The organism is Thermofilum adornatum (assembly GCF_000446015.1).
Taxonomy (GTDB): Archaea; Thermoproteota; Thermoprotei; order Thermofilales; family Thermofilaceae; genus Thermofilum; species Thermofilum adornatum.
Genome location: NC_022093.1, coordinates 1,518,902 through 1,545,555, shown reverse-complemented (window position 1 = coordinate 1,545,555; position 26,654 = coordinate 1,518,902). Strand labels below are relative to the sequence as shown.

The following is a 26,654-nucleotide window of genomic DNA, read 5'->3' as shown; positions in this document are numbered from 1 at the left end:
AATATAGTGCGCGCTATGTTTCTTTAGTTTTATGAATTTAGTGAGATTTCTAGCCTCTAAAAGGCACGCCTAGCACACAAATTTTTAACAACATATGTCTAAAGCAATGAGAAAGTTGACGAGATATATTTTTCCCGCATACCATTCCCTGCGTGTCCGCCTAGGCCTTTTTAGGTCTCGACTCAGTCTCGTACAAGCTCGGCCACATCGCTACCTTTTTATAAAAATTCTCTCCATTTTATATATGGATGGCAAAGAGATCCACCAGGCTAAAAGAGGAAATGCTCGAACTCCTGGAAAGGGATAAGGAATTCAGATACGCGGTAGCTGGCTATCTAGGAATCTCCGAAATAATGAAAAGGCTTGACTCCCACGAGGAAAAAATGGCTCAAATACTTGATGAAGTGAAAAAGCTATGGGAAGAAGTAAAAGGGTTGAGAGAAAGCCAAGAAAAGATATGGGAAGAAGTCAGAGCTCTACGTAAAGGACAAGAAAAACTATGGAGAGAGGTAAAGCACATCCATGTCACAACAGACAGGCTAGCCCTGAGCCTAGAGGAAGAGGCTCGGAGCTTCATAGCCCACAGGCTTAAACAAGAGCTAGGAATAGACGTGGAGCTGGACCGCGTCTTCGTTGACTCCGAGGAAATAGACATCTATGGCGCAACAGGGGACATCTGCATAATCGGCGAGGCAACAACGAGGCTTGGACCAAAACGCGTCCAAAGACTCATAAGGAGAATAGAGCTTATCAAACAGGGGAGACTGGAGCTCCTCAGAAAGAAAATTATCAAAGCCATCTACACCTATGTAGCTGTCCCGCAGGCCTTGGAAGTCGCCATAAACAACAAAGTCTGGGTGCTCGACTGGCAGAGAAACCTTACACCCATAGCCATAGAGGAGACAAGCTGAGGACTCCACTAATCCTACACACGAAGACCTCTATTAATTATACTTCCAGGCACAATAAATCCTTTCAAACAACAAATAGGAACCTTAGTGAGCCAATCTCAACGAGCATCCCAGAGGTTGTTATCCCAGCCCTCCTGAAGGCCTCCTCGCTCTCCTTATCGCAGGCAACCAGGGGTATTTCCCTCGTTCTCCTCAAAAGCGCGAGGACATTAGCGTTTGGCCTCGGAGTGCACATCACCAGCATTCTACCAAAAAAATCCCATAGACAATTGACGAAAAACCATCTCGGATGCAAGTATCCTCGGTGTTTCCTCATATACGCGCTAAACGTGGTAAAACAATTGTGCACACTACGAATGATAGTACATGGCTGGCCTGGTTCTACTGGGGTCTGGAAACTCTGCTTAACCAATCTCCTCGATAGATAGCGGTGTGAGTTCTTTTTCCCATCTTAGTATCCAGACTTTGCTCTTCGCGGCGGCTTCTATCGCTTCTGGGGTCGCATAGTCCGTGTATATGACCTTGATTAGCTTTCTTCTGAGGAGGTCAGGTCTCTTGTCCCTTATCATCTTTACTTTGCCTAGTAGCTCGTTTACCAGGCTGGGTCCAAGCCTCACCGTAGCCTCGCCGACCACGCAGATGTCTCCCATGGCGCCGTACATGTCCACCTCCGTTGCGTCTATGAAGACCCTGTCTAGCTCTATGTCGATGTTTAGCTTCTCCTTCAGCTTGTGCTTCACCACGCTTCTAGCCTCTTCCTCGGCTGTCAGAGTTAACCTTTCCAGGGTTGTGCGGATATGCCTTACGTCTTCCCTCAGAGTCCCAGTATCGCTCTTTAGTATGCTGAAGTCTGCTTTCAGCGAACCGACATCGTCCTTCAGCGTGCCTACATTGCTTTTAAGTATGTTTACGTCGCTCTTTAGAATGTTTACATCGCTTTTAAGCATGTTCACATCGCTCTTCAACGTGCCCACGCCGTCTTTTAATGTGTTTACATCTCCTCTGAGCGCTTTAACCTCCTCCCAAAGCTTCTTCATACTTTCCTCTAGACTGTCAAGCCTCTTAAGCGTCTCAGAGAGCCCCAAGTACCCTGCCACCGCGTACCTAAACTCCCTGTCCTCCTCGAGGGCCCTCAGGAACCTCTTCTTCTCACTAGCAGACAGAGACATCTATCTATAAAAGTCTCGCAGGCGCTATTAAAAATTTACGAGCTACTTAGTTTGAGCCAAACGTCCCACCTAACCACCACTGCTAGTTCGACTCAACGTGCGACACAGAGAAAAATATATATTTACCTATGGTTCCTATTTAAATTATGAAATCGCAAACTAGTGCTTCATCCTCCCGTCCTACAAGACCAGATGGCATAACTATAATTGCAGGTCTAGCAGTTATTGGAGGTGCGACATTTACATTAAATGGCCTTTTTCTTAGTCTTTTTCATATTCGTTTTCCTTATACCGGTCTTTTTCTTATTTCTGATTACATTGGCGATGGCATATTCTACCTAGTCTTGGGAATATTTTTATTGCTTATAGGCTGGGGTCTCTGGGAAGGTAAGCGCTGGGCTTGGATAATTTTACCTTTGCTGTTACTAATTCGCTTTAATGATTCCAAATTCTAGACGGAGAAGCGGCTCGGTATAAATAGGGGGACCTATGGAAGAGACAATATATATAGCGATATGTGGGGTTGTTTGTCTTGTTTTAAGTTATGCTCTCTTGGTTGCATGGTTTGTTGCAGATTTCCTGCAGGTTTACTAGTTTCACGTCTTCTTCTGGTGTGAACGTGAACCCGCTTCTTGAATATATGTAGTAGACTTCTTTTCTCTCGTTTTTCTTCCAGTCGAATTCTTGGGCTTTGGCTTCTAGCTGTCTTAGGACTTGTTTGTCTACTGGCTTGTTTGTCCATTTTGCCTCCATGAAGTATGCTGTCTTGGTTTTCTCGTCTATTGCTACGCCGTCTATTTCTGTTTCGCCTTTCCACCATTTTCCAATCCTTATTGCTGGGACAGCGTGGGAGAAGTGTTCAAGGGCGATTTCCTCGAATACTTGGGATACGTATTGGTCTAGGTTTTCTTTTACCCTCTGGGCTACCCTTTCTACTTCTCCTAGTTCGAGTATGTAGAGGTTGGGCCTTACAAACTTGAACCAGAAGCGTATAAAATTGTCCTTCATGATGTATATTGCTCTTCCACGTCTCCCCTCCTCTAGGAGTGGATATCTCTTCTCAACAAGGTCTAGTAGTGCCTCGAGGGTCCTGATGTATCTTGGCAACTCGTTTGTAGAGATACCGCTCTTAGAGGCTATTTCGCCGAGGGTCGTGGCACCCGACGCAATCGCCTCGAGTATGGCCATGTATCGTAGCGGCTCTCGTGTCTCAGTGGAGAGTAGGAAGTATGGTTCCTCGTGGAGTGGGCCGCTTGGCTCCAGTATGTTGCGTTTTATGTTGTCGATTAGTGTCTTTGATGTGTCTATATGTGATAGATAGGCAGGTGTGCCACCATAGACGGCGTAAGCCCGGATCTTGTCCTCGCAGGGCCAGCTCTTCATAAACTCTTTTGCACACTTGAAAATGAATGGTTTTAATTTGAGTTGTCCCGTTCGGCGACCAAAAATGGGAGAAGATGATGATAGCGCTATTTTCTCGATTACCCCTATAGAGGAGCCGCTCAAGACAAGAAAAATGTTGGAGTTTCTGAGAAAGTTGTCCCAGGCAGACTGTAGCTCCATCAAGAAGGATGAGTCGCTCTCGGCGAGTCTCTGGAACTCGTCAACAATGAAAATTGTTCTTTCCCTGCTACTTTCCTGAGCCATGTACCTGAACAAGTCTTTGTAACTGAGGAACATGGGAGGATACACGCCTAGCTGGTCTGCTATGGCTCCTGAGAAATCTTGGAGGATGTTTCCGAGCCTTGAAACCACGAAGTATACTCCTTTTTTGCCTTCGAGGAATTTCCTCAATAGGAAGGTTTTGCCAACTCTTCTACGTCCGTAGATTATTATTAGTTCAGCCCGGTTAGAGAGGTACCTCTCTTCTAGGAATTGTAGTTCTCTTTCCCTATTTATGAATATATTCATCATGTTTATGATCATTATGAACGTGTTCATATAGTTTTCTGATGACACGAACGCTTGGGAAAAAATCTCCACAGACTGAATCATACAAAAGGTAGGTTGTCTCAGGGTGGCTGGGGGTTTACTACACTTTAGGCTTGGAACGTGTATTTGAAGCAGGTTGAGCTTCGGAGGTTAGGTGGTACGTGGTTAACTTTATTACCATAATTATAGTTAGACTATTTATGGTTAGTATAATCCGTTTTAGTGATGTAGAAAGGTTTAGAAACACAGGTAGGTGGGTTCTTGTTTATGGCAGGAGGAAGGTGGGGAAGAGCTTTTTTGTTAGGAGCTCCGTAGAGTATGATAGGTACTATTTTGTTGGCAGGGGCGGGCTCATATACGAGGAAGACTCTGTTTTGAGCTATGAGACCTTCAAGCGGGAGGTTGCTCAGAGCTTAGAGAGAGACGAGGCTGTGGTTGTTGATGAAGTCCAGCGATTGCCGGGCGAATTTTTTGACTTGCTTCACAGGCTGGGGGTGAGGGGGAGGCTTGTCGCTGTCTCTTCGACACTGTGGTTGGCTAGGGAGCTAATTGGGAAGCACTCGCCTGTTCTTGGCCTTTTCTCGGACTTTAGAATGGGCTTAATAGATGAGGTAGACATTTTGTTGAACTTGAGGGACAAGATAGGCGACAAGAAAAAGTTGGTAGAGTATTCTATCTTTTTGAGAGAGCCGTGGCTTGTCCCCGTTTGGGAGAGCGCTGGAGATTTTTTTAGAGCCCTTCCAGGAACGGTGAGGCTTACTGTTCCCTCGCTTATTGGGGAGATTTTTACGGAGGAAGAGAGGATGTATACCCGTGTATACGACGGCATACTAAAAGCTGTAGCCGATGGAAGGCAGGTGTCGACCGAGATAGCTTCACAGCTATACTCGCACAGGTTGATCCCGGCACAGGACCCGAGCTTGGTGCATCCTTACCTAAAGATCCTCGCGGATATAGGGTTGCTTGAGAAAGTTAAGATTTATGGGAAAAACAAGTATTATTATAGGCATGCTTCCCCGGTGATAGACTACTATTATTATCTCGATGCGAAGTATGGTGTAAGTGAGAGAGATATCCAGGAGGCCCAGGCCTTAAAGGTGCTGGCCGAGAGGATACCTCTCTATGCTGAACAGTTCGTCGCAAGATTGTTGTCGAGAAAGATGGGGCTTTGGCCCGAGAAGATTGTCGAAAAGGACTATGAAGTAGATATAGCGCTTACGGATTTCCAGAAACTAGTAGCCGTAGTCGAGGTGAAGTGGAAAGAGAACATCCCAAGAAGCGAGTTGAGAAACATAGAGGAGAAGCTATCAAGATTTCCATGCAAAAGAATTGTCTTCGTACCAGACAGGGAGGATCTGCCCCGGGAGCCAGAAAGAGTCGAGGTATGGGACGTTGAAAGTGTCATCTCGACTGATACCCAGAAGTAAAAAGTTCCTCAGATCGAAAATTCAAAAGCCTTGTCTCCACTTGCTGTGATGTCTCAAAGTACCTCTTAAGGTAAGCGCCTAAAAATCGTGTGATAAGACAACTCATAGTATTGATTTAACTTAGCTTGTCCCGAAGCTATGAGGTATTTTAAAACTAGGCTTGGTCTGTAAGTTTTTCAGGCTCAAATCCTTGTGCTACGATTAATCCCTTTAAAGACTTCTTGGCACACGGCTCGGCGTGGAACACTGAGCTGGCATAAGTCCTTCATTGTAGTCAGCCTTAGAGTCTTCAAGATCCTCCTACGGCAAAGAAATCCAGTCCAGCGCCTTTCTGTTCACATGAATTGAACACTACCAGTCTTTTAAGCAAAACCAAATTTAAGGTAGTAATAAACATTTAGCAACTATTATTGTGCTAGGACGGGGGTAGTAAGCTTGTCTGCCGGCTGTGCAAAAATATTCTTTATTATTATCTCGATTTTTGTTTTAGACTCTTGGCAATTTGAGGGGTAACGTTTTTGTGACTAGCGGGGGGAGTTAGTTACTAACCGGGGGAGGTAGTAAAATGCAGTCCGATATTATTCCGAAGGAGAGAAGGGAGGATCTTTTCTATAGAGAAAGGGAGTTTGCAGAAATTATAGAGGCAGATTGAGAAGACGAGTATGATCAGAGCTTCCTCGAGAGGATTTCCTGCTCGACCTGAGGCAAAGGTGTTTTTGTGAAAACGATGTGTTGATGCCATTTTTAGTCAGATACATTTAGCGCGCACTTTCGCCTGAAGGCAAGATTTATTTTTATATCTCTAAATTTGATTATATCTTTTCGAGGTGATACGGCGTGAAGAAGTATAAGTGTGCGATCTGCGGGAAAGAAGTTGAGACACTGCTTTTTGCCGAGCACAAGGAGCTAGGTGGCGTGTGGGTTTGTAGAGACTGCTGGGAGAAGCTGTACGAGAAGAACAAGCTCGTGAGTGGGGCTGGGGAGTCTTCTAGCTGTTGTGGCGGCTAGCTATACTTATATATTTTTATGGGTTTCTTGTGGTATGCTTTTGGAGAAGCTTGAAGCTGTTTCGAGGCTTATTGGCAATACGCCTGTCGTTGGGTTAGATGTGGGCCCTGGAAAAGTCTATGTTAAGCTTGAATACATGAATCCCACGGGTAGCCACAAGGACAGGATCGCGTATTACATGTTGCGTGAAGCTGTTTCCCGAGACCTACTAAAGGACAACGACAAGGTTGTGGAGGCTTCGAGCGGCAACACGGCTATAAGTGTTAGCTGGGTCTGCAACCTTCTCGGCCTAAAGCCCGTGATATTTACTGAAGACACTGTTTCCAGGGGCAAGCTTGCCCTACTGCGGGGGCTCGGTGCAGAGATCCACTTGGTTCCCCGTAGGCCCTACGGGGATCCTGGGCACTACGTTAATGTGGCTAGAAGGTTTGCCGAGGAAAATGGCCTTGTCTTCCTAAACCAGTACGACAACGACGCAAACTGGCGTGCACACTACGAGACTACTGGCCCTGAAATACGTAGGCAGGTCGAGAGCTTCGACGCATTTATTATGGGCGTAGGAACTGGCGGTACTATTGTTGGGGTCGGTAAATATCTCTGCGAAAATTTGCCAGGCGTGAGGATAATAGGCGTGGCGCCGAGCGGGTCTCCTCTGCTTGGCGGCAGCTTGGGCGACAATATTGAGGGTCTTGCCTCCACACTTGTCTCGGGGATTTTTTCGAGGTATGGCTCGGTTGTCGACGAGTTGGTGGGTGTCTCGCTTGAAGAGGCGATTAGCGGCGTTAGGGAACTAATGTCTAGGGGTATTCTGGCCGGGCCCTCGAGCGGTGCAAACTTCTATGTTGCTACTAGGTATGCGATGCGTGGGCTTAGAGTAGTGACTTTGGCTGCTGACTCTATTATGCGGTATCCAGAGGTAATAGAGAAACTATAGGAGGTATTTTCTTTGTTTTAGTATGCCCCCAGTTGTCCAGTTGCTTTAAGATTTTTCTCTACTAGGTACAGTGCAAGTAGTCCCAGCGACAAGTATACGGAGATTTCTAGAACGTATAGGGCCCACTCTATACCTGGAGGGAAAATTGTTGGAGTGCCTAGGGCATAGTGTCTTAGTAGGTCTGCTGTGTAGGTAAACGGCAGTGGGTAAGCTATTAGCCTTAGTGGTTCTGGAAGCGTGGTTACTGGGAAAAATATTCCGCATATCCCGAGAATCAGGAATTGAAGTATGTTTGTGAGGGGTCCCACGTTTTTGTATTTGAATACGGCTGCCCCGTATAGGAGGCCGAAGCCGAGGGATGCAACGAGTCCAGACAGTAGTGTGACGAGGGTTAAGATTGGATTTAGGAGGATTATGTTTATGCCGAAGAGAAAAACAAAGAATACAAACGAATATATGACTGATAGGGTGAGCGAGAAGAGCCTCGTAAATATGTTTCTCGAGAAGAGGATTGCCCTATTGGCATTTGTTAGGAGGAGGAACTCTAGGGTGCCTGTCTGTTGCTCCCTCCTAATAGCCATGCCGAAGGTCCAGAGGCCCGACGATACGATGTCCCAGAGTACCATCGCCCAAAGGAAAGAGTTCAGTATTAAGGGGTCGCGCCACTGTTCCTGTGGCAGGAATAGAAGCATGGGGACAATTATCATGATTAGCCATGCAGGGGTCGTAATTATGTCTGAGATTAGCCATGCAATGTATCTAAAGTAGGTCTTAAACCCAATGGTTGCCGCTGCTTCTATTTCGAGTAGTAGCGCTTGTATGGATCTGGCCTTAATATTTTGAGAGCTCCCCTCTTTTCCTTGCCTCATTCTCCCACCTCTGGTAAATAGTCTTGCCGAAGGTTAGGTAGAGGAAGGCCAGCAGAACCATTACGAGTATCCTATCGCCTACTGAGAGTTGGCCTGAACTTGCGCCTATTAGTGTCTTGGTGATTATTGATACGTGGGTGGTTGGCAATAGTTGTGCTACTGCCTGGACAATCCTGGGAAAAATCTCTAATGGGTAGTAGAAGCCCGAGAGCATCGATATGAAGGCGTTAATGGTGCTTGACACGGCGTATACCTCTTTAAACCTTATAGTTAGTGCCGCTATTACCAGCCCGAGGCCGGCTAGGGGGATCAGCCCTATAAAGACTACAACGAAAATCAAGACAACGGTCAAATAGTCGTAGCCCACGATGGCTGTTGCAAGTACTATAGATATGTCGACTGCGAAGACTATGACCATCAAGATGCTCCAGGCGAAGGCATGAAGCATCCATGTCAAGACAGGGCTGTTCGGAGTCAAGTAGTGCAGTTCAAATGTTCCGATGAGCTGTTCCTCCCTTATAATAGAAGAGGCGTTTTCAATCATCACCATGCTTGCAATCATTAGGACTCCCCCCACGACAAAATATGCTAGTGGCGTGGCTACACCCGTGTTTGCCTGGAAGTTCGAAAATGATTTTTCTCCTGCCAACGCGTAGCCGACACCAAGGTATAGGCCACTCATACCGAAAGGCATGAAGAGCACTAGTAGCAAGCTCCCAATGTATCTAGACATTATTTTTAGCTCCTTGGCGAGTATTCCCAGCGCGAGGGAGAAGATAGGGAACCTAGCTTTTTTCTGCAAGTCTCTCACCCGTATAGTACACAAACACATCCTCGAGCGTTGGTTCAAGGTTTCTAAGGCTCCTGATCTTTACGTCGCTATTTGCTAGCATGGCTATGATCCTGTCTAGAACCTCATCACCGCTGTAAATAATCCGTATAAGCGAAGTGTAGCCTGAACCATTATTTTCCTGCAAGGACACTGCTTCGACCCCACCAATACCTTTCAGCCCCGCCTCGAGCTTTCTGTAGTTTCCGGAGACCTCTAGCTCCACTACCCGTTTGCCTGAGACCTTTTCTTTTAGCTCTCTCGGAGTCCCAATAGCGATGATCCTCCCCTTGTTTATTATTGCGACCCTGTCTGAGAGGTATTCAGCCTCAAACATGTTATGCGTGGTCAACAGAATAGTTTTTCCCTGTTTCTTTAGCTCGAGAACAACCTCTCTTACCTTCCTGGCAGAATTCGGGTCGAGCCCAATGGTAGGCTCGTCCAAGAACAGGATGGGAGGGTCGTGGAGAAGGGCACGTGCAATGTTAAGCTTTGACTTCATCCCTGTACTATATTCCTCAACAAGCCTGTCGGCATCGCCTGCAAGATCCAGCATGTTAAATAGCTCGTTGATTCTTCTCTCTGCATAGTCACGCTGGAGGTGGTAGAGCCTCGCAAAGTACATGAGGTTCTCTCTCCCCGTAAGCTTCCAGTAAAACCCCCTGTCACTGTACAAGCTGACTCCTATGCTCTCCCTAACCATCTTTGCCTCGGTGACAACGTTAAACCCGTTGACCCAGGCTTCGCCAGAGTCAGGTAAAAGTAGCGTGCTCAGTATCTTTATTGTTGTAGTTTTTCCCGCCCCATTTGGGCCTAGAAGCCCAAAGATCTCTCCGAAATTGATGTAGAAACTTACATCGTTTACTGCAACTATCTCCCTCTGTTTTCCGCGGAAAAGTATCCCACCTTCACGTGTCCTGAAGATTTTCCTAAGGTTGCGGGCCTCTACAGCATAGCTACCCATACAGACTCTAAAAATCTCGAGTGTGGCGATATATAAATTTTACTTTATACATTGGACCCTAAGCGAAATAATGCTCAAAAAAAGGAAACTCAAAGGGGTAACCTTTAAGAGTTTCCAGCAAGAAGTCTCTCCCCAAGATATCGATGGCAAAGATCATCCTAGAGCCCGAGGGAAAAAGAATTCCAGCCCATAGGGGCCAGACACTACTCCAAGTCCTCAGAGACACCGGCGTCATTCTCGAATCCCTCTGCGGAGGCTTCGGGGCATGCGGCAAAGACAAGGTATTGATAGTAAGGGGACAAGAATCTCTGAATCCTCTCACGAGGAGCGAGGAAAAGTTTCTAACCTTAGACGAAGCCAGGAAGGGATACAGGCTGGCCTGCCAGGCAAGGATTATCGAAGACGGGGACATCGTCGTTTTTGTCCCCCCGGAAAGCAGGGCCAAACCTACACAGAGAAAGATTGTCAGTGAAGGATACATGAGAAACGTTACGTTAGACCCATTAGTCAAAAGGATAAAGGTTGTTCTCAGAGCTCCCAGCCTAGAGGACCCTAGAAGCGACTACGAGAGACTAGCAGACACACTAAGAAAAGTGCTAGAGACAAACGACGTGAAGGCTTCCCTGGACGTCTTAAGAGATTTACCCAACAAAGCAAGAAACAGCAACTGGAGCCTATCCCTCGTGCTTTGGGGCAACGAGATAGTTTCGATAGAAGAGACAACAAGCCAGCGACCCGTTTACGGGCTGGCCGTAGACATAGGCACCTCGAAGATTGTTGTTCACCTCGTAAACCTTGAAAATGGCAAGATTGAGAGAGTAGCCTTCGCAGAGAACCCCCAGCTTAGCTATGGAGAAGACATAATGTCGAGGATGTCCTATGCAAACATCGGCCCCGAGAATTTGCAACGGCTACACTGGCTTTTGATAGACGCAATAAATAGCCTAATCGAGAAAGTTGTCTCAGAGGCAGGTGTTTCCAGCGAGGACATATACGAGGCAGTAATCGTTGGCAACACGGCTATGCACCACTTTTTCCTGGGCCTGCCCACCCGCTACCTGTCCTCCTCTCCGTTTACACCCGTAATCACTAGGAGCTATAGTCTTGAAGCTCGAGAAGTCGGCCTGAAGATAAACAGGCGTGGAAAGGTAACTGTACTGCCAGTGATAGCAGGCTATGTTGGTGCAGACGCAGTTGCAGACGCCCTCGCAATAGGTCTCGTCGAAAAAAGCGAAGACATTCTCCTGGTGGACATAGGTACAAACACTGATATATTTGCAGGAAACGCTGAGGACTATGTAACTTGCTCCACGCCATCTGGACCAGCCCTAGAAGGGGGACACATAACTTTCGGGATGAAGGCTGTTGAGGGGGCGATAGAAAGGGTAACAATTGATGAGGGTGGAGACGTAGAATACAGAACCATAAACAATGCCCCTCCGAGCGGCATATGCGGCTCTGGAATTATAGACGCTGTTGCCCAACTATTCCTGCGGGGCATAATAGATAAGCGTGGAAAATTTGTCGGGGGATCGGCAACTGAGAGACTTATCAGAGACGAAAAGGGCCGCGGATATGTAATTGCTTGGAGCAACGAGACAAGCATTGGGAAAAACATAGTGTTGTGGGAAAAGGACATTAGCGAGTTCCTGCTTGCAAAGGCCGCGATATATGCGGGAATATCGATAGCATTAAAGAGAAGAAAACTGGATCCAGAAAACCTTAGCGAGGTTCTCATTGCCGGCTCCTTCGGCTACCACATAGACCCATTCCACGCGAAGGTTGTCGGGATGATCCCAGACGTAGAGCTGGAAAAGATAAAATTCGTTGGTAACACGGCGATAGCTGGCGCTGATCTAGCACTACTTTCGAGAAAGGCACGCGAAGAAGCAGAAATAATTGCCAAGCGAGCAAGATACTTCGAGCTCTCCCTGGATCCCCTCTTCAACAAAGAATTCGCTTATGCGTTACAACTGCCTCATCGGGAACTGGAAAGATTCCCAAGCATCGCTGAAATAGTTGCGAGAAAGGATTTGTGAGGTCTCATCTAGATGGAAAAACTTTATATAGGTAAAACATATCGGTTACTGATATGCACATATTCATGGGTAGATTTGCGAAAAATCCTCTCACGTTAACAATCCTATCCCTATTACGGAGACGTCCCATGACAGGAATCGAGATAATCGAAGAAATAGAAGCAATGACGCTTGGCTTCTGGAAACCTTCTCCTGGAGCCGTATATCCAACACTAAAGCTCCTAGAAAAGAATGGGCTTGTGAGGCACGAGGAGAAGGGATGGCAAAAGGTCTACTATTTGACAGACAAGGGAAGACTAGAGCTCGAGAAGATGTGCATGCCTGGGCAACCTGAGACATTGGAGGATGTCTTGAGTATAATAGAGGGCTACGTTGAATACCTCAAGGAGTCAGGTTTGGCACTGAAGGTATCGGCCGAGTCGAGAGAAAAACTAAAGAAAATAGTTGAAGAACTTGCTAAGCTTTCGTCTTCTGCGCAGTAACGATAAATATATTAATATCGGTAAACGATAAGGTCCGATTAACATGTGGACGCTTAAAAACAAAAACAGATTTGCTGCCATAGCCACTGCCGTGCTTCTCGTTATCTCCGTCTCAACTTTTTCTCAACCGGTGACCAAGGGTACCCTCGGGAGCAAGGTCGTTGTCTTTACCTTGGAAGGCATCAATGTACTGGACAGTAGCTATCCCGCCAGCGTTGTACAGGTAACAGTCTCGTATTTTGGAACATATACCTTGCTAGGCTCATCCATGCAACTAAAGATTACCTGCGGCAACTCTACATATACAACGGACCCCGTTAGCTTGGGTTCCTGGCGTCCATCAACACAGAAAATTGCTACCTTCACAGTGGACACAACCAAGCTAAGTTCCAATTGCCAGAGCGAAATAGTTATTTCCTGGAGCGACTCGTGGGACGATTCCCTAAAAATGAATACAGGATACGGTGGGACAACATCTCTAGACACGACTCTCACGGCTTGCTGGGGAGAACAGCTACAGGTCTCCCTGAATCCACAGCCCACGTATTTGTCCTCTGTTAACCCTGTCTTCCTAACGGTCGTGAACAGTGGACAAAGTAGCGTTGACAATTTAGTGATTACGATTATTCCCCAAGGCTCCCTACTGCTTAACACGTCGATACCCACGGTACTAGAGGTTGGCCGGCTAGATCCCGGCATGAAAAAGAGCCTGCCCCTACAAATTATTCCTCAAAGCAACTTTCCATCTCTAGCAGTAACACTCAGCTACACTGACTGTATGGGAAACAAGAAGACATCTTCCCTCCAAATCCCATTCTATGCAACAACAGGCCAAAGCATACTCGTAGTCCCCGAGCCGTCTGTCCTCGCTTCGGGCCAGGCCTCCAACGTCAACCTAAAGGTGATAAATGCTGGAAACGTTCCAATAAAGAACCTTAACATTATACTGAGCCTCCAAAAAAGCCCGCTAAGCATTTCTCCGGCAATGCTCAGCATCGGTGATCTCCGGCCAGGAGAAGTAAAAACAATACCGATTTCCGTGTCTGTCCCAACGACGGCCTCAAGCAGCGAGACTGTCTCGTACCAGGCCCTATACACTGTTGAAGGCGGCGGAGTCGTAAATACGGCTGGAACATTCTCCTTCTATATTGCACAAACCTCTAGGGTAACAATAACTTCGACAGACATTGTGCCACAGAGCCCGCAGGTAGGGGGAAACGTCATTGTCGCAGTGGGACTCATAAACGACGGCTCTTTCCCAGTATACGGAGTAAACGTTTCTGCAACGGCATCTCAGGGACTAGCACCTCTAAGGTCAACCTACACGTATCTGGGACAGCTCAATCCACAGGTCTTAACGTCTCTACCATTCAGCTTCAAGGCTACACTGGAAGGAGTCCAGGAGGTAAAATTCATTGTAACATACAGGGATGCCTATGGCAGAGTCATGAACACCGAAAGAACAGTCTTAATAAATGTCTCCCCGGCTACAACAAGTAGCTCTACTCAGCAAGCCTCCAATTTCAGAGACAATTCTTTACTCATAGCCCTTACACTAATAATCATTGTAGCGGTTGCATTTGCCGCATATAGGAGAAGGGCTAAAAAGTAGGGGTTAGCTAATGAACCTGTCTGACTATTTCTATATTTCCTATACAAGCATCAAGGAAAAGAAGGGAAGAGCCGTAGGAGCCGTTCTCGGAGTACTTATAGCCGTTCTTGCCCTAAGCCTCGCTCTAGGGGTTGGGGAAAGCTTCCAGAAAGCATTTGTCGAGCAGCTACAGTCAACCATAGCGGCAGATAGTGTATTTGTTATAGGTGGACCAACCGGGTTAACAGATGCAGACATAGCCTACTTCAAAAGCATACCTGGCGTTAGGAACGCACATGGCATCCTCATGGCTTCTGGAACTGTTTATACCGAGAAAGGGGAGCAACAAGTAAGCATAGTAGCTGTAGATCCAGACTTCTTGCCGAGATACCTCGGCGTGTCAGACATGAGGAAAGCTGTAGCTGAGGGCGAATCCTTTCCAAAAGGGCTGGGGGTCTTAGCCTCATATAACCTTTGGATGGACCCGGGAACCGGCAGGAAGCTACTTGATGTCGGGTCGACTCTTACAGTGAGGGTTAGCGGAAAAACGATCCAGCTGTTTGTCACAGGCCTCCTTGAACAGACAAGCTCCTCCATGTCTATGGGGCACGAGTTCCAGACAGCAACAATCTACATGGACCCCGACGCTTACTTCACGTTTATAGGTAAAACGAGGAACTATCCAGTAGCCATAGTCCTAGTAGATGACCTCAACAGGCTAGACGCGATCACCGAGAACATTAGGGCTCTGGCTCCGCCAGGTGCAAGAATCATCTCTGCCGCGGCCATGGTGAAACAGTTTACCATGCTTGTAGGCGCGCTACAAGCATTTGTTGCAATTATATCTGCGGTTGGGATGGGCGTGACGGCGCTCTGGATCTTTGACAGCACGACGATAAGCGTGACCCAGAGGACAAAGGAAATAGGCATCCTCAAGGCGCTTGGATATACAAGCAGAGACATCTTGATAATTTTCCTTCTAGAGACTGCAATCGTCTCCTCGATAGGCGTGTTCATCGGCCTTTCCCTTGCCTATATGGCTTCCAACTTCATGAAGGTCTCTGCATTCGGAATAGTAATTTCCCCCGTCTTGTCTCTGAACACCATTCTGCTGGCCGCCCTTCTACCACTTGCTTCAAATGTTTTGGCGGCATTCATACCTGCAAGGAGGGGCGCTTCGCTGAACCCTGTAGAGGCGTTGAGGTATGAGTGAAATTATCAGGCTCGAGGAAGTCTGGAAGATCTACGGTAAACCACCTAGCGAGACAATAGCGCTGGGAGGAGTCTCGCTGACAGTCAGGAAGGGCGAGTTCTTCGCAATAGTTGGTCCAAGCGGTAGCGGGAAGACAACTATGTTGCACTTGATTGGGGGCCTAGACAGGCCCACGAGGGGCAAGATATATGTCGACGGTACAGAGCTGACGGCAATAAGGAGCGACTCTGAGCTGAGCAGGTACAGGAACAAGACTGTTGGCTTCGTATTCCAGCTTTTCTACCTTATACCTAGGCTGAACGTCCTCGAAAATGTAGAGCTACCACTAGTGAAGCGCGGTATGCCTAAGGCCGAGAGGAGGAGGCTAGCCCTGGAAGCGCTGAGGACAGTCGGGATAGAGATGCTTGCATACAAGTACCCAACACAGCTAAGCGGTGGAGAACAACAAAGAGTAGCAATTGCTAGAGCCATCGTTGGTAGCCCAAGGGTTTTGCTAGCGGACGAGCCGACAGGGAACCTCGACGCGGCGAACAGCCAAATAGTTATGGATCTCTTCAAGAGGCTTAACCGAGAGCTAGGAATGACAATAATAATGGTTACCCACAACCTCGAGCTTATATGGAACTGTGACAGAGTTGCCCGGATGTATAGTGGGAAACTCTTGGGCATCTATACTCCTGAAAAGTACAGCGAGCTCATAGCCAGCTTTGTCAAGAAAGGCCAGCAAGAAACCTAGTGATGTCGCTTTTCTTCTTTCTCTCCAGCGTCTCAATTATTCTCCTGATGAGCTCGTCCCACGCTATAGCGTCCCGTAAAGCCCATTGAACTATAAAACCGGTAGCCTCCTTAAGCATAGACATAAACATCTGCCAAGACACACCCTCGTGCCTAAGCGTCTCGCCCCAGTGGCTCCAAAGATACCTTGCCAATATGTTCCCCGTCCACACGGCTAGATTGTCTCCTTCCTCGCCCGGGCCCAGCGCGGAGCGAAGAGTCTTTATCTTTGCCTTTATGTCTACGGGCTCTGAAGGCACACTCAGCCTGTATTCATATGACAATATGAGCCCCAAGAGTCAATGATAAGCATAGAAATTAAATTAACGTGTAAAAAGTGAAAGAAAAAAAATTGTTTTAGGTACTGAAGGAAACCTTGACCCCGAAGAAGTCCTTCACGTGCGGCTTAAACATGTACCAAAGTATCAAGGCAGCGATCAACAATCCGATAAGCGACGTGGGGTCTCCCCTGGCTGTTCCAGCCAATCCGCTTAGAAGCCCCAACGCTTCAAGGATCACTGTTAGCCACCATGCCCATCCCTTGCCCGTCCAAAGCCCCCAGCCAACCACGAGCCCTATCAAACCAGCGATGAGGAAGCCTATTCCTAGGGCACCAACTAAAACAGAAAATATTGGTGGCAGGCCCGATGCGATTTGTGCCATTATAGGTCCGGCAGCAATGAAAACTATCCCTAATAGGATTGCTAGTCCTCCACCAATAAAGTTGAGTAGGGCAAGGACAGTTATTCCAGTTGGTCTTTGACGCGGCGGCGGAGGAGGAGTAAAAGCTATCTGTGCTCCGGGTTGCATATTTCTATCAATATATTTTTATTTTACCTGTATTTAACACTTTTGGCTTTAAAAATTTTTTAATGCAGGACGTCGTTATTTTCAATGGAAAATATCGGCTTTTAATACAATTAATTAAAATACATGTACATAAATGATATTTAAGATTCATCATTATTATCATTAATGCCTATGCTACAACCAAAAGATATTATAGAAAAGCAGTTGCACGGACTTCGAGAAGCATTGAACCGCGAGGCACAACTTATGCCAGAAGCCGACACTTATTCTTGTTCGCGAAAAGCCCGAACTCACGTATATTTCTAGGGAGACAAAAGCCAGATGCATATGTGGCCACGAAAAAGATATCGAGCCATATACTTGTCCAAGCTGTGGGAGGCAGGGACGCGGCAACTTCGAGGTCTATGTTGCCCCTGGAAGCTCTGTAAGGGTCTATGTCTGTAAGAACTGTGGTCACAGGTTTGCAGAGATACAGGATACGGGTCTAGGCGAGAAAGAGCTCCAGGTACTACACGGGGCTATTAGGCTCCTTCTAAGAGAAGTGGAGCTCTCTAGCCATGAAACTGGGTAGAAACAAGTTATAGTTGGGCTCCCTCTCTTGGTCAAAAAATTATTCTTTCTGGATGCGTATAAATGTTGAACCTATTATTCCTAGCGAAGCCTATCAGAGTTATACCGTTCTGCTCGGCGACCTGTATTCCCTGAAGGGTGGGAGCCGCCTTTGATGCTACAAGCCTTACCCCCACCGAGGCAAGCTTCTCGACGATGCTCTTTGTGAGCCTACAGGACACGGCAAATCCCACAGCTGAGGGTTCAATATTTGACTTTGCCAGGAACCCTATACACTTGTCCACGGCACAGTGCCTGCTAACGTCCTCAACATGGAACAATACTTCGCCGCTTGGCATAAAGCAAAGCGCACAGTGAAAAGCCCCCGTTTCCCGAAAAGCCGAACCCCTAGTGTACAAAGCCTCGACAGCAGAAATTATCTTTTCGACAGGGAACCTGGCTTCCCTCCTCGTGAAGACCGCCTCAACCAGCTCTTCATCCACCTTTATCTTTCCATTCTCAATCCTTATTTGTGTAGGAGACTTAGGCTTTGAGCTCCGCTCTGCTAGGAAGCCGTAGGCCAGCTCCTCTATATTATTTGGAGAACACATGTACGAAGCCTGCCTGGACCCATTTATATAAAGCTCGTATTCCTCCTCAACTGCAATCTTGTCTCTGCACCTCTCTGTTTTGCCCCCCCTGGAAACAAAGTATCTCCCGCTCCACTATCATTGAGACTTGTTGGTAAATGCTTGCTATATAACTGTTAAACCCCCTTTATCGCTACTAAGGCTTTTATATGGGTGAAAAGTTTTATCCAGGTAACAAAACTGTTACCACGATAAAACAATGAAGATATACGAGATACGCGACCATGCCCTGTCCAGCGGCAGGCTAGTTTACAGCATAAGGCAACTAGCAAAGGATCCATAGCGTTTACGCATGACACATTCATCATTGCCTCACAGCTCATAGAGCCGTCATACGTGTCAATGCACTCGGCCCTCTACCTAAGAGGCCTCATAGACCAGGTCTCAAGCACAGTGGAAGCAGTGACTACTAAGCGTCCAGCCTGGCTACGTGAGCTCGGTATAAGGTACAGGAAAATAAGTGGGAAACTCTTTTTCGGTTACGAGCGCCTAGCTAGGGCTAATAGCTACGTGTTCGTCGCTACTCCCGAAAAAGCTGTGCTAGACACTGTGTATTTCGGTGGGAGCCCAGACCCCAGCGTTTTGAACCAGCTTGACAAAGAGAAAATCCTCAAAATCTCGGAGGCATTCCTTGGCCTTCGGAGCTACCGCACCAAGAGAGTGGCGAGGTGGATAAAATGCTACGTGGAGAAGAAATAATAAAGATAGCCAGGCTGAGAAAGCTGGAGCCTTGGCAGGAGGAGAAAAGGTACCTCCAAGCACTAATATTTCCACAAACAAAGCAAGAGAGATACCTGAAGCTCTAAGGCTATTCGGAGCCGAAAGCACAGCGGAGGTACTAAAAGATGACATATACACATTGACTATACGTGTAGCTGTCAAGGGGCCGCTCTACAGGACAGAAAAAGACACCAGCTATGTACGCCTAGATATCAGCATAGGGAAAAACCATTGCTAAAACCTATAAGTGTCAGGCTGGACGAGCCCCTATATGGCATACCCATTGTATACCTTTGGGGCCTAGACCTAAAAGAGGCACTGGCAGAAAAGTTGAGGGCCTTCTACGTGAGGAAAAGCCCACGAGACCTCTACGACGCATGGTTCCTCATACACAGAGGCATCAGCATAGACTTGGGGCTACTTGAAGCAAAGCTACAGTTCTACAACCTCAGTTTTAGCACAGAAGAATTCTTCTCAGCAGTCACACAGATAGAAGACAGCTGGAGAGCAGAGATGGAACCGTTAATCATTGGCTCACTGCCCAGCATCTCAGAGGTCAAAAACACATTTTTACAGGTGCTCGGCAAATAAAAACCCGCGAAAAAATTCAATCACTTCCCCAAACATGTAGCAAACAGTTTTAATATGAGCTATGCGTAACCAGAAAACGTGTCAAGGCAACCTATCTTTATTCTACGTGACCCACTAAAATGCTCAGGCTGCAGGCTCTGCGAAGTTGCATGTAGCCTAAAACACGAGGGAACAGTCTGGCCAGAGGCAAGCAGAATAAGGGTATTCGAGTTCTTCCCAGGAGTAGACGTCCCACACCTCTGCACACAGTGCAGGGACTATCCATGCGTGAAGGCATGCAAGTACTCAGCCCTGAGGGTAGACGACTCTACTGGGGCAGTGCTAGTCGACGAGGAGAAATGCACGGGCTGTGGAGATTGTGTACGTGCATGCCCGGGAAAGGTCATGAGGCTACACCCGAAGACGAGAAAGGCACTTGTATGCGACCTCTGCGGGGGCGAGCCAGAATGCGTAAAGGCTTGCCAAGAAGCGGGCTACGGGGCCCTGAGGGTCGTGCCCTACCGGAGCGTATCCTTCAAGATATACTCTACCCTGCCCGAGGCCGTAGCACAAAGGCTCTACGAGACAATGTATGGTGGTGAGAAATGAACATACCCGGCTATAACGGGAAAATACTAGAGGTAGACCTCTCAAGAGACAAAGACAGGGTAATAGAGCTCGACGAAGAGACAGCCTACAAGTTCATAGGGGGCAGGGGCCTAGCTGCGTACATCCTCTGGAAAGAGCTCGGGCACAAGTGGGAACAAGTGGACCCGCTGGGGCCCGAAAACCTCCTACTATTCCTGACAGGTCCCCTGACCGGCTACTATCCAGGCGTAAAGCTCGCTGTCTCGGGCAAGTCTCCTCAGACAAACGGCGTCGTGGGCTCTGTAGTGTCAAGCGAGCTTGCAATCGAGCTACGGGCCGCAGGCTACGACGGCCTCATAGTAAAGGGAGCCTCGAAGGACCCCGTATACATCTATATAGAGGGAGAAAAGGTCGAGGTTAGGTCTGCAGAGCACCTATGGGGCCTCAGGGGCAGGGAAACGTTCCAGAAGCTCTTCAGCGAGGTCTGGGGCGAGCTCAAGAGGAAAAACCTTGCCCACGTGGGCTTGACAAAGGAGCCCTCCTTCGTCTACATAGGGCCAGCCGGAGAAAATATGGTCAGGACAGCCGCTGTAATGGCAAAGCTTACACATGCAGCGGGCTACGGCGGGTACGGGGCTGTAATGGGGTCCAAGAAGCTCAAGGCCGTGGTAGCCAAGGGCTTTGGGCCCATGCCGCCGGCCAAGCACCCAGAATGGGTAAAGCTACTGGTAAGGGAGGCGTGGAACAGGCTGAACCAGAACATTTTCTGGAAACAGTGGGGGACAAGCAGCGGTGGATACGAGGTAGCAAACCTTACGAGTAGCGAGCCGATAAGGAACTGGCAGGAAGAGTGGCACGATGCCAGGACAATGGGCGTAAACAACTATGAGGCACACTGGGTCAAGAGGTACTGGGGAGACTATGGCTGCCCATCAACATGTATGAAGATCTCGAGGCTAATCGGTGGGAAATACAATGGTACAGTTACGGACGGGCCGGACTACGAGCTACAGGCGTACCTAGGCCCCAACCTCGGCGTCTTCGAGCCTAGGGGAAACATATACCTCTCGAGCCTAGCAGACGACCTAGGCCTGTGCGGCATACAGACAGGAAACGTTGCCGGCTTCGCCGCCGAGCTATGCGAGAAGGGGATCCTCACAAGGGAAGAGGTAGGCTTCGACCTGAAATGGGGAGACACCGAGGCGTTCGCAAGGCTACTCGAGGCAATAGCCTACAGGAAGGGCATAGGAGATATACTAGCAGAGGGAGTAGCAAGGGCCGCAGACAAGCTGAGCAAATTAAAGGGACAAGACCTGTCGCGCTACGCCGTACACGTAAAGGGTATAGGCATAGGTGCCCACGGCGCGAGGAGCGGAAAAGACTTCCCACAGGCTTTTACCTATGCTGTAGGCGTACAGGGAGGAGACCACACAAGCCCGCCAAGGTTGCCAGTAGAGAAGGCTTGGGGCGAGTTCACAGCTGCATTTGAGGACTCCGCGGTCATATGCTCCTTCAACGCCGTAGACGACCTGCCATACCAATTCCTGACAGCAATAACAGGCTGGGAAATCTCTAGCGAAAAATGGTTCAGGGAGCACGCCAGGAGAATAGTTTCCCTCCAGAGAGTGTTACTCCTCCTCGGAGGGCCAGACCTCTATTGGGACCCCAGGATACACGACGACAACCCGCCCAGGTTCTACGAGCCACTTCCGTCTGGGCCATTCAAGGGCAAGGCAGTGGATAGGACAGAGCTCGAGAAACAGAAAAAAGAGTACTTCGACTACCTTGGCTGGGACCAGTACGGCATACCTCGGGACGAGACACTAAAAGAGCTCGGGATAAGCGAGCTCTCAGAGGCAACTAGGCGCATAAGGAACAGGCTAAAGCTAGAGTAGGGAATCAAGGATGTCCATGGGAGACGCTAGAGGAATGAAGATAGCAGTCGTAGCGCACTGCATACTAAACCAGAACACCGTGGCCCCAGGTCTAGCCAGCCACAAGGGAACAGTCGAATCACTAGTAAAGCTACTCGTAGACAAGGGATACGGCATAGTACAGCTACCCTGCCCAGAAGCAACATACCTAGGCATGAACCGCTGGTGGATGACCAAAAACCAGTACGACACACCAAACTACAGGGCACACTGCAGACACATCCTAGAGCCAACACTAACCCTACTCCAGGAGCTCACAGGCAAGGGCGCCCAGTACATCGTCATAGGCATAAAGGGAAGCCCCTCCTGCGGAATATACACAACAACCAAGGGCGAGTGGCGCGGCGACCCATCGACAGCAACAGGCACACAGACAACAAAGGCGAGCGAACCTGGCCTATTCATGGAGGAACTATTCGCACAGATCAAGTCGAAAGGAATAAAGGAGCCCACCAAGGTACTCGAAATAAGCCACGAAGAAATAAGCAAAAAAGGACTACCAAAAGAAATAGCCAACCAGCTGTAATTTTTCTTTCTACTAGTTAATCTCTTCTCCAAGGTTTTCTCATAAGATAAATTCTCTGCGTAGTATAGATTCAAACATGAAAACTTCTTCTATACAATCTTTTTTCTAATCCATTACCACACGAATAATGCGATTTCAAGAAAACACTTGGAAATGTTGTTTGATTTTTCAGACAATTTTTGGGTGCTATGGAGTTGGGCGTAAGAGCATTAGGGCGTATAGTGTTAAGAAGGATACTGTGGGGACGGTTATGTTGTCGTCTAGCCTTATTTTCCCGACGTATTCAAACTTTTCGACTATGCTTCCTAGGAGTGCCGAAAGTATTCCTGGTATGCCGAAGCCCATGACGATGGCCATTGCGGCTGAAACGATGAACATTGCTAGGTTGCCGCTCCAATGCTTCACCCTTCTCTTGAAGAGCTTGTTTCTGACTATGCCTGTGACCCCGTCTCCTACGGCCATTATGAGGAGTGGTAGGGCTGGGAAGAGGAAGGGGTTCTGGAAGCCTAGCTGTTTGCCCGCGTACCAGCCAAGGGCTGTGAATATGCCCCAGGCTATGCAGAAGTCGACCTCGTAGATGTTTTCGGGGTCCTGGAACCAGTACATCAGTTTGCCTGTCTTGTGTGGGAGGTATGTTAGGAGTGCGAGGACGAGTGCCATTATGAAGGGCATTAGTGGGGAGGAGAATATTGGTAGGTATGCTATAATTACCGATACTGCGCCTCCAGCAAGTATGTGTATGACTTTTCTAGCATAGTATATTGCTACGCGTTGGGGGTTTCCCCTTTTTACAAAGAAGTTGTAGGTGGCTTTGGCAATGACTGTTACAACGAACATTACCCATGCAAAGAGGCCTAGCGTCCAGAGTATTTCGCTGGTTGTGACCATGTGTAGGATTGCTTTGAGGTAGAATATAAATTTTTGTCGAAAGAAGATACGTTATTTGGCATAGTTTCTTATTTGTGGCTCAAAAACTTTGAACACAATTTACGTCGCAATGGCATTTAGGTGGCAAACGGTTTAAATATTTTTTGACAGTAAAGAAATACGTGAGCGAGGAAAGCATCCGTTTATCCACAGGTCTTTCTACGATCTACAGGAAGTGGATTCCCCAGGGAGACCCGAAGGCGATCATAGTTGGTGTACACGGCTTCGCAGAGCATACGGGCCGCTACCATAATCTTGGAAACTTTCTAGCACAAAACGGGTACGCGCTCTACATGTATGACTTACGGGGCCACGGCAAAAGCCAAGGAGAAAAAGGCTACATCGACAAATTCGAAAACTTTGTAGAAGACACCGTCGCATTTTTTGAGAGTGTTAAGACATTTTTCCCAAACAAGAAGGTATTCCTCCTTGGACACAGCATGGGCGGCCTCATAGCTGTTCATACCGCCAGCGTTCTAGGAGACAAAATAAACGGGCTGATAACGAGCGGCGCCGCTGTCCAGCTGGAGGCATCTACCAGGGACAGAATAATGGTCTCGTTGATGAGCAAGATGGCTCCAAAGTCTAGGGTGAAGTTGCCCGTTAAGGTTGAGTGCCTGTCAACGGATCCAGAGGTGGGCAAGAGGTACATTGAGGACCCCCTTGTACTAAAAGAGGTGACGATGAAGCTTCTATTCGAGTTTTCCCGCGGGGTCTTGGGTGCCAGGGATGCCATTCAAAAGATAAGGGTCCCGGCGCTTGTGATGCATGGGTCTAGGGACTGCCTTGTCCCTGTTGAGGCTTCTAAGATGCTTTTTGAGGGGCTAGGCGTACAGGACAAGACCCTAAAGATTTATGATGGTATGCTACACGAGATCTTCAACGAAGTTGAGAAGGAAAAAGTGTTCAGGGATCTGGCTGACTGGCTGAACAAGCATGTGTAAATCTCTTCTCATGAAAAAATCTTAAATCATTTTTCTTTGTTTCAGACACGTGTACACGGAAAAACTTGCCCAATTTTTGGGGGGTAAACCTAAGATTATCATGTGTATCTCTGTTTTCCACCTATTGCTTGGCCTTCTCGGCTTTGTATCTGGTATAATCTTTCTTACATGTTTTTCCTACAAAGTTGAAAACGCAATTATGGGAATAACTGCACTCCTAGCAAGTTTCTTTGGACTTGTCGTCGGGACAAGCCTCTTGATTGGCGGCTCGTGGGCATGGTGGCTAACATTTATCATCGAAGCCATGGTACTCATAGTCAGTGTTTCGACTATTCTCGTGGGAGACCTATGGGGCCTTCTCGGCGTATTATACTCTCTAGCTGTGTTTCTCATCCTCGCCAAGCGAGATATAAGGAGGTATTTTGGGGTAGAAAAGAAAAATTGATGACACGCTTGCCGAAAAGGTCTCGTTTACATTTAATTTGACTGCCATATTTGCAAAAAACATTTAGGGGAATAAAACGATTCTATTTTGTGAGCATATCTCGTCTAGATTTAAGGGGGACTATTAGCCCCCAGGACAAGGAAAAGAGCGACTTCCTGCTTATACCTATGGATGTCCCTTCTGGCGTAAAGTCCATCGTAATAGAGTACAGCTACAGGGCAAAAGACACTGGGGTATGCGAAATAGACATCGGCCTGTTTTCTCCTGGCAGGGTAGACTTCCCTGCTGAGCCAGAAGCCTTTAGGGGGTGGAGCGGGACAGCAAAAAAGAAGATAGTAGTTGGGGAACGCTATGCTACTCCTGGCTACCTTCCCGGCGAGGTAAAGCCTGGAACGTGGCACATTGTCCTTGGGCTTTACAAGGTTCCGTCATGTGGCTGCGACTACGCTATTTCCGTGGATATGAGGGGCTTCGAGGAGGAATATACATACAGGAGAACAACAAGCACATCCGTTCCGTATGGTGGAGTAAGGTGGTACAAGGGAGACCTTCACACGCACTCGGTTCACAGTGATGGGGATGCTGAGGTCTGGGAGATAGCTGAAAAGGCCCGCGAGAAGGGTCTAGACTTTGTCGCACTTACGGATCACAATACTATCAGCCACGTGCGGGAATGCCTGGAAATTGGGGGGCCGGTGAAAATCTTTCCCGGGATGGAGATAACCACGTATTATGGGCACATGAACCTGTTTGGTGTGCGGAAATGGATAGACTTCCGCGCGAGAACTGAGAGTGATATGACCAAGATAATAGAGCTGGCCGAGAAGTATGGCTACATCGCGTCAATCAATCACCCAAAGCCGGACTATCCTTGGCTGTTGGGGAACTGGGAAAAAGTCTGGGTGATGGAGGCTTGGCAGACAATGTGGGAGTACTTTAACTATCTCTCCCTGAGGAAGTACGTCGAGCTTCTTAGTAGCGGTAGAAACGTGGTCGCTATTGGTGGGAGCGATGCCCACAAGATAAGGCACGAGGAGGGGATCCCCAGGCTGGGCGAGCCGACAACATTGTTATACATGGAGAGCTTGACGGAGGAGGCATTCCTCGATGCGATCAGGCAGGGAAGAGTGGTAATAACAAGCGGGCCTAATGGACCCCTGATTGAGTACGAGGCCGAGGGCAACGGCAAACGGGCAGGCATAAAGACCACGAGGATAATAGCCAGAGCTGACAAGCTAAGAGTAAAGGTTGAGGGAGGCAACAACTCTCTACTCTTATTTCTTACAGCCAGGGGGCCAATCAAGGTCGACCTAATAGAAGACAACTTGTATACGAAAGATATACCAATAATGCTCACAACTGAAGATGTTTTCGCCCTGCCCCTACTCATGGACCCAGACTATCCCACCGACGACCCTCTGTCAGAAGAGGCAGTCGTCAAGGCAATGGCAAACCCACTCCTATTAAAGGAAACTCGTTAGAAAACAACCTTCCTATTTTGGTTTGGTAGACCAAGGGTATAAGTAAAGGGCCACGTTAACAACATTTTAGAGTAAATCTTTAGTAATAATGGAGTCAGGGTAAGTTATTTATCCTTGGTCTAATATGTATTACCAAAGGGTTAAACAAAAACTGAAAGTGGGCCCAAAGGGACAAATAATTATCCCAAGATATTTAGGGAAAAATATGGCATCAAAGAAAGCGGATACGTTATTGTAGAGGCAAGGGAAAACGAGCTAGCCATTTTGAGGGCTCCAAGTATTAATGAGGCACTTGTATGGGTAAGGCAGAGAAGAAGACGGCTCAAGGCAAAACAGGCTAAACTCGGGGATCTCGAAGAAGTAGACCT

The 26,654-nt window shown here is 47.8% G+C and carries 29 protein-coding genes; 18 read left to right on the top strand and 11 right to left on the bottom strand.

Annotated features, from left to right (window positions below; all coding sequences use genetic code 11):
• Window positions 1-248 precede the first annotated feature (248 nt).
• On the top strand, window positions 249-911 hold the full coding sequence (locus N186_RS08325; protein WP_020963368.1) for a DUF8196 domain-containing protein: 663 nt from the start codon (window positions 249-251) through the stop codon (window positions 909-911).
• A gap of 64 nt (window positions 912-975) precedes the next feature.
• On the opposite strand, the gene N186_RS09770 is transcribed toward N186_RS08325, so the two are convergent.
• The 3 genes from N186_RS09770 to N186_RS08305 all read right to left on the bottom strand — a co-directional run bounded on the left by N186_RS09770 (window position 976) and on the right by N186_RS08305 (window position 3,994).
• Window positions 976-1,149, bottom strand: a complete 174-nt coding sequence (locus tag N186_RS09770; protein ID WP_187147018.1) for a hypothetical protein — start codon at window positions 1,147-1,149, stop codon at window positions 976-978.
• Between the two features lie 166 nt (window positions 1,150-1,315).
• Window positions 1,316-2,080 carry a DUF8196 domain-containing protein gene (locus tag N186_RS08315; RefSeq protein ID WP_020963366.1) on the bottom strand — a complete coding sequence of 255 codons (765 nt, stop codon included), beginning with the start codon at window positions 2,078-2,080 and terminating at the stop codon, window positions 1,316-1,318.
• Window positions 2,081-2,617: 537 nt separating this feature from the next.
• Entirely contained in the window at window positions 2,618-3,994 is a 1,377-nt protein-coding gene (locus N186_RS08305; protein WP_187147017.1) for an ATP-binding protein, read from the bottom strand.
• A gap of 218 nt (window positions 3,995-4,212) precedes the next feature.
• Between N186_RS08305 and N186_RS08300 the strand changes: the two genes are divergently transcribed.
• Complete coding sequence (locus N186_RS08300) at window positions 4,213-5,439, top strand: ATP-binding protein (protein ID WP_020963363.1); 1,227 nt, start codon at window positions 4,213-4,215, stop codon at window positions 5,437-5,439.
• 154 nt (window positions 5,440-5,593) lie between these two features.
• On the opposite strand, the gene N186_RS09930 is transcribed toward N186_RS08300, so the two are convergent.
• Complete coding sequence (locus tag N186_RS09930; RefSeq protein ID WP_148682175.1) at window positions 5,594-5,686, bottom strand: hypothetical protein; 93 nt, start codon at window positions 5,684-5,686, stop codon at window positions 5,594-5,596.
• A 590-nt stretch (window positions 5,687-6,276) separates the two neighbouring features.
• Between N186_RS09930 and N186_RS09575 the strand changes: the two genes are divergently transcribed.
• Both N186_RS09575 and N186_RS08295 read left to right on the top strand, forming a co-directional pair.
• Window positions 6,277-6,447 carry a DUF4428 domain-containing protein gene (locus tag N186_RS09575; RefSeq protein WP_020963362.1) on the top strand — a complete coding sequence of 57 codons (171 nt, stop codon included), beginning with the start codon at window positions 6,277-6,279 and terminating at the stop codon, window positions 6,445-6,447.
• Window positions 6,448-6,481: 34 nt separating this feature from the next.
• Window positions 6,482-7,381, top strand: coding sequence for a cysteine synthase family protein (locus tag N186_RS08295; protein ID WP_020963361.1), 900 nt, complete (start codon window positions 6,482-6,484; stop codon window positions 7,379-7,381).
• Window positions 7,382-7,398: 17 nt separating this feature from the next.
• Here N186_RS08295 and N186_RS08290 read toward each other — a convergent pair whose 3' ends face one another.
• The 3 genes from N186_RS08290 to N186_RS08280 are packed head-to-tail and all read right to left on the bottom strand — an operon-like array spanning window position 7,399 to window position 10,043.
• Window positions 7,399-8,250, bottom strand: a complete 852-nt coding sequence (locus tag N186_RS08290) for an ABC transporter permease (protein ID WP_020963360.1) — start codon at window positions 8,248-8,250, stop codon at window positions 7,399-7,401.
• Entirely contained in the window at window positions 8,213-9,052 is an 840-nt protein-coding gene (locus N186_RS08285; protein WP_187147016.1) for an ABC transporter permease, read from the bottom strand. The genes N186_RS08290 and N186_RS08285 overlap by 38 nt, the downstream gene beginning before the upstream one ends.
• Entirely contained in the window at window positions 9,036-10,043 is a 1,008-nt protein-coding gene (locus N186_RS08280; protein WP_020963358.1) for an ABC transporter ATP-binding protein, read from the bottom strand. The genes N186_RS08285 and N186_RS08280 overlap by 17 nt, the downstream gene beginning before the upstream one ends.
• 143 nt (window positions 10,044-10,186) lie before the next feature.
• On the opposite strand from N186_RS08280, the gene N186_RS08275 reads away from it, so the two are divergent.
• The 5 genes from N186_RS08275 to N186_RS08255 all read left to right on the top strand — a co-directional run bounded on the left by N186_RS08275 (window position 10,187) and on the right by N186_RS08255 (window position 16,104).
• Window positions 10,187-12,082 carry an ASKHA domain-containing protein gene (locus N186_RS08275; protein ID WP_020963356.1) on the top strand — a complete coding sequence of 632 codons (1,896 nt, stop codon included), beginning with the start codon at window positions 10,187-10,189 and terminating at the stop codon, window positions 12,080-12,082.
• Between the two features lie 128 nt (window positions 12,083-12,210).
• Window positions 12,211-12,564: a PadR family transcriptional regulator gene (locus N186_RS08270; RefSeq protein WP_187147015.1), complete on the top strand. Its 354-nt coding sequence runs from the start codon at window positions 12,211-12,213 to the stop codon at window positions 12,562-12,564.
• Between the two features lie 43 nt (window positions 12,565-12,607).
• Window positions 12,608-14,176 (top strand): COG1361 S-layer family protein, encoded by a 1,569-nt coding sequence (locus N186_RS08265; protein ID WP_020963354.1) that lies wholly within the window; start codon window positions 12,608-12,610, stop codon window positions 14,174-14,176.
• Between the two features lie 10 nt (window positions 14,177-14,186).
• Window positions 14,187-15,368, top strand: coding sequence for an ABC transporter permease (locus N186_RS08260; protein ID WP_020963353.1), 1,182 nt, complete (start codon window positions 14,187-14,189; stop codon window positions 15,366-15,368).
• Window positions 15,361-16,104, top strand: coding sequence for an ABC transporter ATP-binding protein (locus tag N186_RS08255; protein WP_020963352.1), 744 nt, complete (start codon window positions 15,361-15,363; stop codon window positions 16,102-16,104). Before N186_RS08260 ends, N186_RS08255 begins: the two co-directional genes overlap by 8 nt.
• Here the strand turns inward: N186_RS08255 and N186_RS08250 are convergent.
• The 3 genes from N186_RS08250 to N186_RS08235 form a co-directional block, all read right to left on the bottom strand.
• Window positions 16,079-16,426, bottom strand: coding sequence for a hypothetical protein (locus N186_RS08250; RefSeq protein ID WP_148682173.1), 348 nt, complete (start codon window positions 16,424-16,426; stop codon window positions 16,079-16,081). The two genes, N186_RS08255 and N186_RS08250, sit on opposite strands and share 26 nt — an antisense overlap.
• Before the next feature lie 73 nt (window positions 16,427-16,499).
• Window positions 16,500-16,952 carry a hypothetical protein gene (locus tag N186_RS08245; protein WP_020963350.1) on the bottom strand — a complete coding sequence of 151 codons (453 nt, stop codon included), beginning with the start codon at window positions 16,950-16,952 and terminating at the stop codon, window positions 16,500-16,502.
• 602 nt (window positions 16,953-17,554) lie between these two features.
• A complete protein-coding gene (locus tag N186_RS08235; RefSeq protein WP_020963348.1) occupies window positions 17,555-18,112 on the bottom strand; it encodes a formate dehydrogenase accessory sulfurtransferase FdhD in 558 nt (185 codons plus the stop codon).
• Window positions 18,113-18,487: 375 nt separating this feature from the next.
• On the opposite strand from N186_RS08235, the gene N186_RS08230 reads away from it, so the two are divergent.
• The 6 genes from N186_RS08230 (at window position 18,488) to N186_RS08205 (ending at window position 22,489) form a co-directional block, all read left to right on the top strand.
• Window positions 18,488-18,850 (top strand): hypothetical protein, encoded by a 363-nt coding sequence (locus N186_RS08230; RefSeq protein ID WP_020963347.1) that lies wholly within the window; start codon window positions 18,488-18,490, stop codon window positions 18,848-18,850.
• Between the two features lie 31 nt (window positions 18,851-18,881).
• Window positions 18,882-19,109 carry a hypothetical protein gene (locus N186_RS09765; RefSeq protein ID WP_020963346.1) on the top strand — a complete coding sequence of 76 codons (228 nt, stop codon included), beginning with the start codon at window positions 18,882-18,884 and terminating at the stop codon, window positions 19,107-19,109.
• The gene (locus tag N186_RS08220; protein WP_020963345.1) at window positions 19,103-19,462 is read left to right on the top strand and encodes a nucleotidyl transferase AbiEii/AbiGii toxin family protein; all 360 of its coding nucleotides are present in this window, start codon (window positions 19,103-19,105) and stop codon (window positions 19,460-19,462) included. Before N186_RS09765 ends, N186_RS08220 begins: the two co-directional genes overlap by 7 nt.
• Window positions 19,463-19,540: 78 nt before the next feature.
• Window positions 19,541-20,050, top strand: a complete 510-nt coding sequence (locus N186_RS08215) for a 4Fe-4S dicluster domain-containing protein (protein WP_020963344.1) — start codon at window positions 19,541-19,543, stop codon at window positions 20,048-20,050.
• On the top strand, window positions 20,047-21,924 hold the full coding sequence (locus tag N186_RS08210) for an aldehyde ferredoxin oxidoreductase family protein (protein ID WP_020963343.1): 1,878 nt from the start codon (window positions 20,047-20,049) through the stop codon (window positions 21,922-21,924). The genes N186_RS08215 and N186_RS08210 overlap by 4 nt, the downstream gene beginning before the upstream one ends.
• A 10-nt stretch (window positions 21,925-21,934) precedes the next feature.
• A complete protein-coding gene (locus tag N186_RS08205) occupies window positions 21,935-22,489 on the top strand; it encodes a CD3072 family TudS-related putative desulfidase (RefSeq protein ID WP_148682171.1) in 555 nt (184 codons plus the stop codon).
• Window positions 22,490-22,675: 186 nt separating this feature from the next.
• Here N186_RS08205 and N186_RS08200 read toward each other — a convergent pair whose 3' ends face one another.
• Window positions 22,676-23,377, bottom strand: coding sequence for a diacylglycerol/polyprenol kinase family protein (locus N186_RS08200; protein ID WP_020963341.1), 702 nt, complete (start codon window positions 23,375-23,377; stop codon window positions 22,676-22,678).
• Between the two features lie 161 nt (window positions 23,378-23,538).
• Between N186_RS08200 and N186_RS08195 the strand changes: the two genes are divergently transcribed.
• The 3 genes from N186_RS08195 (at window position 23,539) to N186_RS08185 (ending at window position 26,286) form a co-directional block, all read left to right on the top strand.
• The gene (locus N186_RS08195; protein ID WP_020963340.1) at window positions 23,539-24,360 is read left to right on the top strand and encodes an alpha/beta hydrolase; all 822 of its coding nucleotides are present in this window, start codon (window positions 23,539-23,541) and stop codon (window positions 24,358-24,360) included.
• A gap of 100 nt (window positions 24,361-24,460) precedes the next feature.
• Window positions 24,461-24,805 (top strand): hypothetical protein, encoded by a 345-nt coding sequence (locus tag N186_RS08190; RefSeq protein WP_052885576.1) that lies wholly within the window; start codon window positions 24,461-24,463, stop codon window positions 24,803-24,805.
• A gap of 89 nt (window positions 24,806-24,894) precedes the next feature.
• The gene (locus tag N186_RS08185; RefSeq protein WP_020963338.1) at window positions 24,895-26,286 is read left to right on the top strand and encodes a CehA/McbA family metallohydrolase; all 1,392 of its coding nucleotides are present in this window, start codon (window positions 24,895-24,897) and stop codon (window positions 26,284-26,286) included.
• Window positions 26,287-26,654 lie beyond the last annotated feature (368 nt).

Bases quoted from the DNA above. Each gene is read 5' to 3' on its own strand.
- N186_RS08325 (WP_020963368.1), top strand. From the start codon at position 249: ATGGCAAAGAGATCCACCAGGCTAAAAGAGGAAATGCTCGAACTCCTG.
- N186_RS08315 (WP_020963366.1), bottom strand. From the start codon at position 2,080: ATGTCTCTGTCTGCTAGTGAGAAGAAGAGGTTCCTGAGGGCCCTCGAG.
- N186_RS08305 (WP_187147017.1), bottom strand. From the start codon at position 3,994: ATGATGAATATATTCATAAATAGGGAAAGAGAACTACAATTCCTAGAA.
- N186_RS08300 (WP_020963363.1), top strand. From the start codon at position 4,213: ATGGTTAGTATAATCCGTTTTAGTGATGTAGAAAGGTTTAGAAACACA.
- N186_RS08295 (WP_020963361.1), top strand. From the start codon at position 6,482: ATGCTTTTGGAGAAGCTTGAAGCTGTTTCGAGGCTTATTGGCAATACG.
- N186_RS08290 (WP_020963360.1), bottom strand. From the start codon at position 8,250: ATGAGGCAAGGAAAAGAGGGGAGCTCTCAAAATATTAAGGCCAGATCC.
- N186_RS08280 (WP_020963358.1), bottom strand. From the start codon at position 10,043: ATGGGTAGCTATGCTGTAGAGGCCCGCAACCTTAGGAAAATCTTCAGG.
- N186_RS08275 (WP_020963356.1), top strand. From the start codon at position 10,187: ATGGCAAAGATCATCCTAGAGCCCGAGGGAAAAAGAATTCCAGCCCAT.
- N186_RS08270 (WP_187147015.1), top strand. From the start codon at position 12,211: ATGACAGGAATCGAGATAATCGAAGAAATAGAAGCAATGACGCTTGGC.
- N186_RS08265 (WP_020963354.1), top strand. From the start codon at position 12,608: ATGTGGACGCTTAAAAACAAAAACAGATTTGCTGCCATAGCCACTGCC.
- N186_RS08260 (WP_020963353.1), top strand. From the start codon at position 14,187: ATGAACCTGTCTGACTATTTCTATATTTCCTATACAAGCATCAAGGAA.
- N186_RS08255 (WP_020963352.1), top strand. From the start codon at position 15,361: ATGAGTGAAATTATCAGGCTCGAGGAAGTCTGGAAGATCTACGGTAAA.
- N186_RS08245 (WP_020963350.1), bottom strand. From the start codon at position 16,952: ATGCAACCCGGAGCACAGATAGCTTTTACTCCTCCTCCGCCGCCGCGT.
- N186_RS08235 (WP_020963348.1), bottom strand. From the start codon at position 18,112: ATGTGTTCTCCAAATAATATAGAGGAGCTGGCCTACGGCTTCCTAGCA.
- N186_RS08210 (WP_020963343.1), top strand. From the start codon at position 20,047: ATGAACATACCCGGCTATAACGGGAAAATACTAGAGGTAGACCTCTCA.
- N186_RS08205 (WP_148682171.1), top strand. From the start codon at position 21,935: ATGTCCATGGGAGACGCTAGAGGAATGAAGATAGCAGTCGTAGCGCAC.
- N186_RS08200 (WP_020963341.1), bottom strand. From the start codon at position 23,377: ATGGTCACAACCAGCGAAATACTCTGGACGCTAGGCCTCTTTGCATGG.
- N186_RS08190 (WP_052885576.1), top strand. From the start codon at position 24,461: ATGTGTATCTCTGTTTTCCACCTATTGCTTGGCCTTCTCGGCTTTGTA.